12 protein-coding genes are annotated in these 12,645 nt (G+C 73.5%); 5 read left to right on the plus strand and 7 right to left on the minus strand.

Annotated elements, in window-relative coordinates:
* Positions 1-54: 54 nt before the first annotated feature.
* The gene (gene idi / locus ADL05_RS11325; RefSeq protein WP_053616873.1) at positions 55-612 is read right to left on the minus strand and encodes an isopentenyl-diphosphate Delta-isomerase; all 558 of its coding nucleotides are present in this window, start codon (positions 610-612) and stop codon (positions 55-57) included.
* A gap of 162 nt (positions 613-774) precedes the next feature.
* Here idi and ADL05_RS11330 point away from each other — a divergent pair, with 162 nt between their 5' ends.
* A complete protein-coding gene (locus ADL05_RS11330) occupies positions 775-2,259 on the plus strand; it encodes an SDR family NAD(P)-dependent oxidoreductase (RefSeq protein WP_369800931.1) in 1,485 nt (494 codons plus the stop codon).
* Between the two features lie 55 nt (positions 2,260-2,314).
* Here the strand turns inward: ADL05_RS11330 and ADL05_RS11335 are convergent, their stop codons facing one another.
* The 3 genes from ADL05_RS11335 to ADL05_RS11345 form a co-directional block, all read right to left on the minus strand.
* Positions 2,315-3,328 carry a zinc-binding dehydrogenase gene (locus ADL05_RS11335; protein ID WP_053616875.1) on the minus strand — a complete coding sequence of 338 codons (1,014 nt, stop codon included), beginning with the start codon at positions 3,326-3,328 and terminating at the stop codon, positions 2,315-2,317.
* Between the two features lie 261 nt (positions 3,329-3,589).
* Positions 3,590-4,240, minus strand: coding sequence for a response regulator transcription factor (locus tag ADL05_RS11340; RefSeq protein WP_053616876.1), 651 nt, complete (start codon positions 4,238-4,240; stop codon positions 3,590-3,592).
* Complete coding sequence (locus tag ADL05_RS11345; RefSeq protein WP_082376289.1) at positions 4,237-5,505, minus strand: sensor histidine kinase; 1,269 nt, start codon at positions 5,503-5,505, stop codon at positions 4,237-4,239. The genes ADL05_RS11340 and ADL05_RS11345 overlap by 4 nt, the downstream gene beginning before the upstream one ends.
* Before the next feature lie 140 nt (positions 5,506-5,645).
* Between ADL05_RS11345 and ADL05_RS11350 the strand changes: the two genes are divergently transcribed.
* A complete protein-coding gene (locus tag ADL05_RS11350) occupies positions 5,646-6,881 on the plus strand; it encodes a DUF418 domain-containing protein (protein ID WP_231640702.1) in 1,236 nt (411 codons plus the stop codon).
* Between the two features lie 262 nt (positions 6,882-7,143).
* On the opposite strand, the gene ADL05_RS11355 is transcribed toward ADL05_RS11350, so the two are convergent.
* Both ADL05_RS11355 and ADL05_RS11360 read right to left on the minus strand, forming a co-directional pair.
* Entirely contained in the window at positions 7,144-7,428 is a 285-nt protein-coding gene (locus tag ADL05_RS11355) for a ubiquitin-like small modifier protein 1 (protein ID WP_053616877.1), read from the minus strand.
* Position 7,429: 1 nt separating this feature from the next.
* Positions 7,430-8,533, minus strand: coding sequence for a sialidase family protein (locus ADL05_RS11360; protein WP_053616942.1), 1,104 nt, complete (start codon positions 8,531-8,533; stop codon positions 7,430-7,432).
* A gap of 449 nt (positions 8,534-8,982) precedes the next feature.
* Between ADL05_RS11360 and ADL05_RS11365 the strand changes: the two genes are divergently transcribed.
* A complete protein-coding gene (locus ADL05_RS11365; RefSeq protein WP_053616878.1) occupies positions 8,983-9,591 on the plus strand; it encodes a TetR/AcrR family transcriptional regulator in 609 nt (202 codons plus the stop codon).
* Positions 9,592-9,717: 126 nt separating this feature from the next.
* Here the strand turns inward: ADL05_RS11365 and ADL05_RS11370 are convergent, their stop codons facing one another.
* The gene (locus ADL05_RS11370) at positions 9,718-10,350 is read right to left on the minus strand and encodes a hypothetical protein (protein WP_156365810.1); all 633 of its coding nucleotides are present in this window, start codon (positions 10,348-10,350) and stop codon (positions 9,718-9,720) included.
* 446 nt (positions 10,351-10,796) lie between these two features.
* On the opposite strand from ADL05_RS11370, the gene ADL05_RS11375 reads away from it, so the two are divergent.
* Both ADL05_RS11375 and ADL05_RS11380 read left to right on the plus strand, forming a co-directional pair.
* Positions 10,797-11,537, plus strand: a complete 741-nt coding sequence (locus ADL05_RS11375) for a dienelactone hydrolase family protein (RefSeq protein ID WP_053616880.1) — start codon at positions 10,797-10,799, stop codon at positions 11,535-11,537.
* Between the two features lie 100 nt (positions 11,538-11,637).
* Entirely contained in the window at positions 11,638-12,615 is a 978-nt protein-coding gene (locus tag ADL05_RS11380) for a serine hydrolase (RefSeq protein ID WP_156365811.1), read from the plus strand.
* Positions 12,616-12,645 lie beyond the last annotated feature (30 nt).

Genomic DNA, 12,645 nt, shown 5'->3' on the forward strand with positions numbered 1-12,645 from the left:
TGACCCGGTACCTACCCGTTTCGGTCCGCGCGGGATCTCCCGTCGGGGCGCGCGTCAGGCCGGCGGGGCGCCCCCGAAGGCGGCGTCCATCCGGGGGATCTGCTCGACCGCCCACGGGCTCAGGGCCCAGGGAGTGCGCTCGGCGAGGGCGACCAGGTCGCGCCATCCGGTCCACGCGACCTCGGCGACCTCGGACGGGTCGGGGTCGGGGACCTCGGCGGTCCGGGCCCAGAACACCGGGCAGAACTCGTTCTCGACGATGCCCTCGGCCGACACCGCGCGGTACCGGAAGTCGGGGAGGACGGGGCGCACACCGGTCAGCGCGATGCCGAGTTCCTGGCCGACGCGGCGCCGCACGGCCGTCTCCAGGTCCTCCTCCGGAGCCGGATGGCCGCAGCAGCTGTTCGTCCACACCCCCGGCCACGTGGTCTTGGCCAGGGCGCGGCGGGTGACCAGGACGCGTCCGTCGGCGTCCTGGACGTAGCAGGAGAAGGCCAGGTGGAGAGGGGTGTCGCGGGTGTGCACGGTGGCCTTGTCCGCGACGCCCACGCGCTCGTGCCGCTCGTCGAGCAGCACCACGCGCTCGGTGGCGGCGGTCGTCGGCTGGATCACGGCTCTCCCCCAACTCGCGGGGCCTGCGGTCCCGCACGTCAACAGTCGTCCCTCCCATAGTCACCCGTCCCAGGCACCACACGGCGCCCCGGCCGGTCCGCGGCGGCGCGTAATCTTCCTGGAGGCCCCACTCGGGGACCTTCAGGGACAGCGGTGGAGTCAGTGGTGACGGAGACGACAGAGAAGCAGGAACGGAGCGGGACGGCCGCCGGGGACGGGATCGACCCCGAGCGGTTGCGCGTGTGCCTGGAGGTGCTCCGGGCGGCCGAGGACCTGCCCGTCGACCACCCGGACTCGCGCACGCTCCAGCAGTCCACCGCGAAGCTGTTCAAGTACGTCAAGGAGCAGCGGCGCCGCGACCGGCGGGCCGCCGCGCAGGCGCACGACGCCGCGGTCTTCGCCGCCACCGCCACGGCCGCGCCGGACCGCATCGACGACGAGACCAGCGGCCGGGCGCTCACCAGCGGGGCGAGCGGCGCGCTGGCGGGCGTGCTGGTCAAGCCGCGGCCCTGCTACGTCTGCAAGCAGAAGTACACCGAGGTCGACGCGTTCTACCACCAGCTCTGCCCGTCGTGCGCGGCGTTCAACCGGCAGCGCCGGGCCGCGCGTACCGACCTGACCGGTCGGCGGGCGCTGCTCACCGGAGGCCGGGCCAAGATCGGGATGTACATCGCGCTGCGGCTGCTGCGCGACGGCGCCCACACCACCATCACCACGCGCTTCCCCAACGACGCCGTGCGCCGGTTCGCGGCGATGCCGGACAGCGGCGACTGGCTGCACCGCCTCGACGTGGTCGGCATCGACCTGCGCGACCCCGCGCAGGTGCTGCGTCTGGCGGACACGGTGGCCGGACGCGGGCCGCTGGACATCCTCATCAACAACGCCGCCCAGACCGTGCGCCGCTCGCCCGCCTCCTACGCCCCCCTGCTGGAGGCCGAGGCCCAGCCGCTCACCGGCGAGGGCCTGCCCGAGCCCCTGGTGCTGGGCGGAGTGCGCCCGCGTGCCCTGGACGAGGCGCCGGAGGGCGGCGCCGCGGTGGCCGCGCACGCACTGACCCCGCAGATGCTCACGTCGCTGGCGCTCACCACGGGATCGGCCTCCTTCGACCGGGTGCGGGCGGGGACGGCGATCGACGCGGGCGGCCTGGTGCCCGACCTCGCCCCGGTCAACAGCTGGACGCAGCGGATCGGCGGGATCGACCCCGTGGAGATGCTGGAGGTGCAGCTGTGCAACGTCAGCGCGCCGTTCCTGCTGGTGGACCGGTTGCGGCCCGCGCTCGCGGCGTCGAAGGCGCGCCGGACCTACATCGTCAACGTGTCGGCGATGGAGGGCGTGTTCGGCCGCGGGTACAAGGGCCCGGGGCACCCGCACACCAACATGGCCAAGGCCGGGCTGAACATGCTCACCCGCACCAGCGCGCCGGAGATGCTGGAGTCCGACGGCATCCTCATGACCGCCGTGGACACCGGGTGGATCACCGACGAGCGCCCGCACCCGGAGAAGGAGCGGCTGGCCGAGGCCGGGTTCCACGCTCCGCTGGACCTGGAGGACGGGGCCGCGCGCGTGTACGACCCCATCGTCCGGGGTGAGCTGGGCGAGGACCTGCACGGCTGCTTCCTCAAGGACTACGCCCCGGCGAACTGGTAGTCCGGCCCAGGGGGAGGGTTCCGATCCTCCGCCCGGGGGGTGCCGCCGGGTGCCCTCACGGGCGCAGGACGATGCGGACCGGTGAGCCGATCCGCTTGCGGAGGCGCTCCACCGCCTCCGGTGCCTGTCCCAGGGGCAGCGAGTCGCTGATGGAGCGGCTGAACTCCAGGCGGCCGACCCCGACCAGGTCCACCAGCTGCACCACGTGCTCGGGCTCCGAACCGTAGTGGCCGAGGATCTGCTGGCGGAGGTAGCTGAAGCGCGTGCCGTCGGTCACCTCCAGCGGCCGGTTGGTGAGCCCCACCAGCACGAGGCGGCCGTGCTCGCCCAGGACCTTGACCGCCTGCTCCCGCACCACCGGGACCCCGGCGAAGTCGAACGCGGCGTCCAGGCCGCGCCCGTGGGTGAGCTGGCCGATCCGGGCCAGGAAGTCCTCGGCGGTGGAGTCCAGGGCCACGTCGGCGCCGTAGTCCAGTGCCCGGGCGCGCGCCTGCGCGTCGGGGTCCGCGGCGATGATCGGGGCCGCCCCGACGAGTCTGAGCAGCTGCACGGCGTGCGCGCCCAGGCCGCCGACGCCCCACACGCACACCGCCTCCGCCGGGCGGACGTCCCCGGTGGTGGTCACCGCGGCCCAGGGCGTGGAGACGGCGTCCGGGATGATCGCGGCCTCGTCGAAGGGGAGCGCGTCGGGGATCGGCACGAGCGTGTCCGCCGCGGCCAGCGCGAACTCCGCCCAGCCGCCGTCGTAGTCCACACCGCGGGTGAGGACCTGGCCGTGGCGGTCGTGCTCGCCGGCCTGGAGCGCCACCCGGTCGCCCACGGCCACGTCGAGCACCTCGGGCCCCAACTCCTCCACGACCCCCGACACCTCGTGGCCGAGGGTGACCGTGTCGCCCTTGAGATGGAGCGGGGTGAGGGAGCCGTCGACGAGGTGCACGTCCGACAGGCACACGCCCGCCGCCCGGACGCGCACCAGGACCTCGTCCCGCCCCGGGACCGGCCGGGGCACGTCGGTGACCTCCAGGGTCCGGGTCGTCACGTTCAGCCGGACCGCGCGCATGGTGGCCATGGGTCATCCCTCGCAGTGGTCGAGGACGGGTGATTCCAGGCAATCATCACGCTTCGTGCCCACGGAGGTACCGGGACGACACGGGCGATACTGGTCAGAACCAGCTCAGGTTTTCGTCAAGGGGGCGGGGAGGGGACGGCGGCCCGTGGTGGTCGCGGGCCGGCGTCAAGGCGCCGGGGCCGGGGCGGAGGCGGCGGTGGGACCGGGGCCCGTGGCGGTCTCCCACCGGTGCGCGCGGCGTCGGCGGAGCCGCCGACCGGCTCACTCCGCCATCAACCCGTTCCGGTACGCCCAGGCCGCGACCTCCACCCGGTTGCGGGCGCCCAGCTTCGTCTGGACGCTCGCCAGGTGGGTCTTGACGGTGCTCACGGTCACGAACAGCTCTTCGGCCGCCTCCCCGTTGGTGCGTCCCCGCGCCACGGCCCGCACGATGTCGCGCTCCCGGGCGGTGAGGACGTCGTCCTGGGGCGGTGACGGGGGCCGGGCCGCCGCGAAGTGCCGCAGCAGGCGCACGGTGATGCTCGGCGAGACGAGGGCGTCGCCGCGCGCGCCCGCCCGCACGGCCTCGATCAGCAGGGCGGGTCCGGCGTCCTTGAGCAGGAAGCCGACCGCGCCGCCGGTGAGCGCCGCGTGCACGTACTCGTCCAGGTCGAACGTGGTCACCACGACCACCCGCAGGGGGTCGGCGACCCCCGGCCCGGCCAGGCGGCGGGTGGCCTCCAGCCCGTCGATCCCCGGCATCCGGATGTCCATGAGGGTGACGTCCGGGCGCAGCTCCCGCGCCAGCCGCACCGCCTCGACTCCGTCCCCGGCCTCACCCACCACCGAGATGTCGTCCTCGGCGTCCAGCATGAAGCGGAAGCCCGTCCGGACCATCCGCTGGTCGTCGGCGAGCAGCACCCGAATCGTCATGCGTCCTCGTTCCGGTCGTCGTCGCGGGCGGCGGCTCCGGCGGCCGGCACCGTGGCGACGGTCAGCGGCAGCCGTGCCCGTACCGTCCAGCCGTGTCCGTGTCCGTCGGGTCCCGCGGTGAGGTCCCCGCCGAGCAGACGGACGCGTTCGGCCATGCCCACCAGGCCGTGGCCGCCACCCACCGGCGGCGCGCCCCCGCGGCCGTCGTCGTGGACGCGCATCCGGACCCCGTCCGCCTCGACCGCGACCTCCACACCGACGAGGGCGGCCCCTCGGGCGTAGCGCAGTGCGTTGGTCACCGACTCCTGGGCCACGCGCAGCACCGTGGTCGCCACGTCCGCGGGCAGGTCCGCCACCAGGCCGTCGACACGGACCCTCACCTCGGGGCGCCCGGTCGCGGCGGGTGCCGCCAGCGCCGCCAGGCCCTCCTCGGCGCTCGGAGCCAGGGGGACCTCGCCCGGTTCCCGGAGCCGGGCGACCATCGTGCGCATCGACTCCAGCGCGCGCGTGCCCGCCGCCTCGATCTCGGGAAGGGCGTCGCGCACGGCGCCCGGGTTGCGGTCGGCGACGTGCCGAAGGGCCTGCACCTGCACGACGATGCCGGTCACCTCGTGCGCCACCACGTCGTGCAGGTCGCGGGCGATGGAGAGTCGCTCATGGGCGCGCGCCCGTGCCACGTGCATCCGGCGCCAGGCCTCCCACCAGCGCAGGTACAGGCCCGGGGCCAGGCCGAGCAGCACGAAGCTCAGGGCGGTCGTGATCTGCCCGGACCAGAAGTAGGGCTCGCGCAGGAAGTCGGAGAGCGCCGCCACGACGAACGCGAGGGAGACCGCGGTGATCGCCCAGGCGCGGGCGCGCAGCGCGGTGAGCGTGAGCAGGACCAGCGCGGGCGCGAGCTCCGCCGCCACGAAACCGAACCCGAAGGAGCCCTTGGGCAGGGGCCACAGCAGGGCCGAGACGGCCGTGACCGCCAGCGCCGAGACCAGGGCGGCGCCCGTGGTCAGGGCCGGGCCCGAGTCGCGCCGCAGCGCGACCATGGCCAGGACGGTCGCCAGGGCGCCGGAGACCAGGGGCAGGTACGACATCGGCGTCACGGGCGGACCCGGCCACCCGGGGGCGGAGAGGTCGCCGACCAGGCTCGTCACGGACTGGATGAGCACGACCGCGAGCACGGCGGCCACGATCAGCGGCGCCGCGCGCGGGAGCACGCCGACGGACACCGGAAGCCGGTCCCCGATGCGGCCGAAGACCCTGTTCAAAGCCATGCGACCACCCTAGAAGGCGAACGGCCGGATGCCGTCGGCCGAAAGGACGAGACCGGCCTCCGGGCGGTCCGCCGATGGGTCGATGCGCGCGCGCCGATCCGGCGGCGACGCTGGAGTGACCCTAATCCAGGAGGCTCCTCGTGACCGACAGCCCGACCGCCCCCGTGCACCCGCCCTCCGGCGGACGGGTGCCCTTCCTCGACGCCGCACGGGCACTGGCGATGATCGGCGTGGTGCTGATGAACGCGCCCGCGGTCGTGTTCTCGGCCGAGATGGCGGGCGAGCGCCCCCGGGGCGCCCTGACCTCCGTGGTGGACGCGGGACTGACCCTGCTCATGTCGGGCAAGGCCCGTGCGCTGCTGATGGTGATCCTCGGGGCGGGCGCCGTGCTCGCCTGGCGGGCCGCCGTCCGCCGGGGCGGCGCGCCGATGGCCCTGATGCTGCGGCGCTACCTGGTGCTCGGTGTGCTGTTCGGAGTGCCGCACCTGTGGGTCTTCTCCGGCGACATCCTCACCCACTACGCGCTGGCGGCCCTGGTGCTGGCGCCGCTGATGCCGCTGCTGGTCGCCGGGTCGCGCGCCCGGCCGCTGTTCGCCGCGGCGGTGTTCTTCGCGGTGGCGCCCGTGGTCGCGGCGTTCGCGCCCCAGTCCCACGAGCTGGAGACCGTGGTCGTGCTCGTGCCGCAGACCGTGGGCTTCTTCTGTGTGGGGGTGTGGCTGGCCCGCCGTCCGGAGACGACCGCGGACGCGTCCGCGGGTCCGTCCCGGCTGCCGCTGCGGCTGGTCGTGCTGGGGCTGGTGGGTCATGCCCTGGGCCTGGTCGCGATGCTCGCGGCCGATCTGTTCTTCCCCCTGGAACTGGACGCCGACGGTGTGCCGGTCGGTCTGGGCCCTGACGGTATGCCGCCGCGCGAGCCGGGGTCGGACATGCTCGTGTCCGTGGGCGGCACGCTGATGGGACTGGGCGGAGCCCTGCTCTACCTGGGCCTGGTCTGGTGGCTGGTGAACCGGGGACGCACGTCCGCGCGTGTGCTCGGCGGACTCGTACCGCTGGGCCGGATGACCCTCACCGCCTACCTCGGCAGCACACTGGTGTTCCTGGCGGTGATGGGCCCCTTCGAGGGACGGGTGCCGCTGCTCGCGCAGTACGGGCTCGCGGCGGCCTACTTCGTCGTGGTGGCCCTGGCCGCGCGCTGGTGGGCCCGCCGGTTCCTGCTGGGGCCGCTGGAGTGGGTGTGGCGCGGCCTCACCGTCCTGCGCCCGGTCCCGATGCGGCGCCCGGCCGCCGCCCCGGTGGCGGCCGCGCCAGCCGGTCCCGGCGAAGCGGACCGGACCGCCGGAACCGGCGGCGGACCGACCCGGTCGCCGCAGGCGTGAGCCGGTTCGGCGTGCGGGTCGCGGTCCGCACGCAGAGGTGAGCCGGTTCGGCTCGCGGTGGCCGGACGGAGTCCGCCCCGATGCGTTCGGGGAAGGGCGTCCGGCCTCAGGGCACGGACGGGCGTCCGCCCCCTGCCCGAGGGCGGACCCGTCACCGTAGGCCTGAGCGGCGGATCGGTGTGTGGGCCGCGGTCCGCTCGCACGGGGGGCTGGTTGGCTCGCGGTGTCGGGGCGGTCCGCCCCTGCTTGCTCCCCGTCGGCATCAGCCCCCGGCGACCGAAGGCAGCAGGCGGACGTCGGCACCCTCCGGGACGGTCGCGGCCAGCCCGCCGATCGCCCGGCACTCGTCGCCGTTGACGAACACGTTGACGTAGCGGCGCAGCCGCCCCTGCTCGTCGCGGATCCGCCGGTCCAGCCCGGGGTGCCGCGTGGTGAGCTCGTCCAGCACACCGCCGAGCCCGGTGCCGTCGGAGACCTCCACCGGGATGTGCGCGGCCCCGCCGGCGTCGGCCCGCAGCAGGCCGGGCAGGTGCACGGTCACACGCATCTCACACCTCCGTGGCCCGCACGCAGAGCACGTCCGGCAGGTGGGCCGCCACCTGGTGCCACGTGCCCTCGTCGTCGGTGGCGGCGAAGACGTCGCCGGTCCGCGTGCCGAAGTAGAACCCGGGCACGTCGGCGCCGTCGGTGCACGCGCCGTCGCGGAGCACGATGCCGAAGTAGGCGTCCTGCGGCAGGCCGTCGACGTAGGGCCGCCAGCTGTCGCCCGCGTCGTCGGTGCGGTACACGGCCAGCCGGTTGTCCGGCGGCAGGTGGACCTCCTGGCTGACCACCGGGAAGTTGAGCACGCTGGTGGACCGCCCGGGGTGGGCGACCATCGCGAAGCCGAAGTCGGTGGGCAGTCCCTTCTCGACGGCGGTCCAGCCCTGCCCGGCGGGGTCCGCGCTGCGGTAGACGCCGTGGTGGTTCTGGGCGAACATCACGCCGTCCGGGGCGGCGGCCACCTTGTGCACGCACTGGCCGTACTCGGGCTCCTCGTCGGGCAGGAACCCGGCGCTGATGCCCCGGTTGGCCGGGTTCCAGCTCCGGCCGTCGTCGCGGGTCTGGTAGACGCCGCCGGTGGACATCGCCACGGTCATGGCGTCGGGCGCGCGCTGACCGGCGGCCAGCAGCCCGGGCAGGATGGTGTGGATGGCGCCGCCGCCCGCGCCGGGGAACCAGTCGTCGTGGTGGGGGTGGTCCCAGAGCGCGCGGACGAGGTCGAAACTCCGCCCGCCGTCGGAGGAACGGAACAGGGCGTGCGGTTCGACCCCGGCGTAGACCGTGTCGGCGTCGTCGCCGAAGGCGAACTGCCAGGCGCGGGTGAAGGAGGCGTCGGTGTCCTCTGGGAAGGCGATGGGCGCGGTGTCCGGTTCGTGCCAGGTCGCCCCTTGATCGTCGCTGTACCAGACACTCGGGCCGAAATGAGAGCTTTCGGCACCGGCGAGGACACGGCCCGAGTGGGGATTGATCCCCACGGCGTACACGGAGCTCATGCTCGCGTAGTCGGCGGCGTCGAGGCGGTGCGGACCCTCCACCCGCCAGGTGCGCCGATCCTCGCTGCGGGCGGTGAAGAGCCCTTTGCGCGTGCCTATGACCAGGAGATACGTCATGACCAACTCCAGCATGTGACGGAGGTCTCCACCATGCCACACTGGTCCGACCATCGGTGAGAGGTCGGGATGGCCGCGCTCCCGGGCGCCCCGCTCGGGTCAATAGTCAATGGCCCCAACGAATGCGCGAGTCATCGAATGCTGTTCGGTCGGTAAATGTGTCGTCGGTCGCAGTGAGTGGCGATGATAGCGGTCGGGGAACCGCATTCCCGGTGCGTGGCGTAAGTTCCGAGGTAGGCGGTTGCGAGTGCGGTCCCAGTCTGCAATAAAATTCCGGGCCAACCGGTGTGCACGCTCGGGCTATGGCCTGGACCGTCCGTCTTTCCGCCCGCCCGAACTGGTCACACGACTTCCCGCTCGCTCGGTCTTCGCGGTTGGTTTCGGGACCACCGTCCTTATGGTTCTGCGTACCAACAAGTTCCGAGTTCCCACTCGATAGGGTTCGCCTCATGCAACACCCCCCGGACACGCTTCACGCCCGCAAACGGCGAAAGGCTCGCGCCACCATCGTGTCGGCCGCCTTCCAGCTCTTCGCCGAACACGGGTTCGACAAGGTCACCGTCGCCGAGATCGCGGAACGCGCGGAGGTCGGCCGGACCACCTTCTTCCGCTACTTCGGCGACAAACAGCAGGTGTTGTTCGCCGACGACGGCGCGGAGGTCGACCGGATGTGCGACCGCGTGCGCGAGGCCGATCGCCAGGAGGAGGCGCAGGGAAAGGACCTGGGCGCCGCCGTCGAGCTCCTGCGTGAGGCCGCCGTGACCGCGCGGCGCCATTCGGTGCCGTCGCCGGCGCGGTCGGTCGTCCTGGCCCGACTGCTGCGCGAGAGCGTCGACCTGCGCTCGCGCTACCTGCTCACCCATGAGCAGCGGGCCGACCGGCTGGCCGCCGCGCTCATCGAGATCGGTACCGCCGAGGACGTCGCCGTCCTGGCCGCGCACACGGCCATGGCGTGCGAGCTCACCGCCCTGCGCCTCGCGGAGGGCCCGGAGGCCTTCCCCACGCGTCTGGACGAGGTGCACGCGCTCCTGCGCGGGCTCCACGGTCCCGGGGCCTGAAGGCGCTCGCCCTCGTCCGGAGGAGGGGCCGCCGCCGTGTGGGGGCCGCCGCAGTGTCGGGCAGGGGGCCGCGACGGACCGTGACCGTCTCCGGACGGTGCGGCCCGCCGCGCCGGGGCCGGAGGGTCAGGCGTCATCGGTGAGGTCGAGCGGGCGCGGCCGGAAGCTGTCGACGATCACCTCGATGGTGTCCTCGTGCTCGTCGGCCACGGACGCGGGGGTGCTCGCCCGGATCGCGAAGACGGTTCCGGCGCCGGGCTCGACGACGACCTTCTGGGTGGCCCTGCGGTGCCGGTCGTCGTACTCGACGTCGACCCACTGGGACTCACCGCCCTTCAGGACCGCGTCGAACACCAGGACCGCGGAGGCGCCGCCGTCGCCGAACAGGCCGTCGTCCTCACCCGTGTCCAGGGACAGCCGTTCGTAGGAGTCCGCCTCGCGCTCCACGTACGACTCGTTGCGCTCCATCCAGCGCTGGGCCGTCTCGCCCTGCTCCGCGTCGTCCCAGATGGTGTGCACGACGATGCTTCCGTCCGGTGAGGTGATGATGCCGGTGTCGGGCCCGCCGTCGGGCGGCGCCGTCCACTCGATGTCGGGGTCGCCCGCGGAGTCGTACCAGTCGCTGGGCAGGTGCACGAAGTAGGTGCCCGACCGGTAGAGCCGGTAGCCGGGCCTGGGGAACGGTTCTCCGTCACAGGCCGTGGTCAGTCCGGTGACGAGCAGTATCACTGTGGCTGCGCTCAGGGGGCGAAGCAGCATGGGGGGAGCCTCTCGCCGATGTGAGGGGAATCACTCACCCTACTCCTCGGGGGGCTGACCTGCGAGGGTGTTGCCGCATTCGCCCGCCGAACGCCCTGCCGAAGACCCGCCGCACGCCCGTGCGCTCGGCTCCGCCCCGTCGTGCGCTCGGCCCCGCCCCGCCGCGCAGCGTGGAAGCCGTCGACGGCGGGGCGCGCGGGCCCGGCCGCGGGGCCGCCGAGGAAGAGCCTGCGGTCGATCATGCGGGGTCTCCTTGGAGGGCGGGGAAGAGACTGGAAGCTAAGTGATCATTTAGTTACAGACCGCGTCAATCGGTGTTGCGCGAGTGCACGGCCGGGGCGCAAGTTTCCGGTGGCGAGAGGGCCGTGATCTGACCTGCATCACCATGCCCGTGAACGTCCTAAGGTGGTGGAAACTGCTCGGGGGCACGGACACGGGAGACCGCCTTGACCGACATCGACCTCAGTGCGCACACCCGGGACGGCGACGGTTCCCGCCGCCTGCGCGGCTACCTGGCGCGGCCCGACGGCGAGGGGCCCTGGCCCGGCGTGGTGGTCCTGCACGAGGTGTTCGGCGTCGACGGGGAGATGCGGCGCCACGCCGACCACCTCGCCGAACTCGGCTACCTGGCCCTCCTGCCCGACCTGTACAGCGACGGCGGCATGCTGCGGTGCGTCGCGCGCACGATGCGCGCGGTCTCCACCGGGCACGGGCGTGCGTTCACCGACATCTCCGCGGCCCGCTCCTGGCTCCTGGCGCAGCCGGACTGCACGGGCCGGATCGGCGTCGTCGGCTTCTGCATGGGCGGCGGCTTCGCGATCGCGGCGGCGCCGGAGTTCGACGCTGCCGCCCCCAACTACGGGCTGATGCCGCCGGACCTGGCGGAGGCGGTCCGCGGCACCTGCCCCACGGTCGCCAGCTACGCGGCCAAGGACCCGATGCTCAAGGGGGCCGCGCCCCGGCTCGAACGGGCGCTGAACGCCGAGGGCGTGCCCAACGACGTGAAGGAGTACGCGGCGGCCGGGCACTCCTTCATGAACGCCGGGCCCGTCGGCCCCCGGGCCCTGCGCGTGGTGCTGCGGGCGATGGGGACGGGCCCGCACCCCGAGTCGGCCGTGGACGCCTGGAGCCGCATCGAGGCGTTCTTCGGTGAACACCTGGCGCGCCCTGGTGACACAGGGCGATGAAATGAACCGCGAGGGACACGGATCCCGATAGAAGGAAGGGAGGGCTCCCGCGCGCTTGGGGGCCTTCCAGATCCGGTTCCGACTCCCAGACGGGTTCACCTTGACCAACGCTCACCAGTCCCCGGCCGCCGTCCGACTCCTCCCGCCCGGCCCGAGGTGGTGGCCCGGCCTCGCCGCCGGAGGCGCAGCCGCGCTTCTCGCCCTCGGTGCCGTCCCGACCACCGCCCACGCCGACGAGTACACCGGCACGGACCCCGTGTGCCGGTCGGTCCTGCACCCGGAGGCCGCAGCGGCGATCTCGGCCGCGGTCGCCGACGTCCGCGCGGAGCGGGACACCGACTTCGGTTTCGGCGTCTCCGCCTTCGACGGCGACCTCACCTGCGGCCACCAGGCCGACCAGGGCTACGACGCCGCCAGCGTCGGCAAGGTCATCGTCCTGGGCACGCTGCTGTGGCACGCCCAGGAGGAGGGGCGCGCACTCACCGAGCGCGAGGACGAGCTGGCCACCGCCATGATCACGGTGTCCGACAACGACGCCACCATCGAGCTGCGCAACGAGCTCGGGCGGGCGCGCATGCAGGACTTCCTCGACGCGGCCGGGATGCCGAACACCGTCCTGCACCCGGAGAACTACACGGGGCTGATGAAGATCAACGCCGCGGAGGAGCTGCGCCTGCTGGGCCTGGTCACCGAGGAGAACGACGTGCTCTGTGCCGAGAGCCGCGCCTACGCCCGCGAGCTCATGGGCGACGTGACCGACGAGCAGCGGTGGGGCGTGCCCGCGGGGGCGCCGGAGGGTGCCGAGACGATCAACAAGAACGGCTGGCTGCCCTACGACGGTACGGACATCTGGCGGGTGAACAGCATCGGCGCGGTCGACGGCACCAGCGCGGGCCCGTACCGGATGGCGATCCTGACGGACGGGAACGCCGGTATGGCGTACGGGGTGGAGACCATCGAGCTGCTGTCCGCTGCCGTGCACGAGGCCCTGCACGCGGACGAGCCCACGGCGCTCAGGTCGCCCCTGCCCGGCTCGCCGGAGCTGCCGCTCACGTCCGACGGCTCCGACCGGGCCTGACGGCCTGGCCCCCGACCGCGTCGGGTCGGC

It is taken from the genome of Nocardiopsis sp. NRRL B-16309, assembly GCF_001279585.1.
GTDB lineage: Bacteria > Actinomycetota > Actinomycetes > Streptosporangiales > Streptosporangiaceae > Nocardiopsis.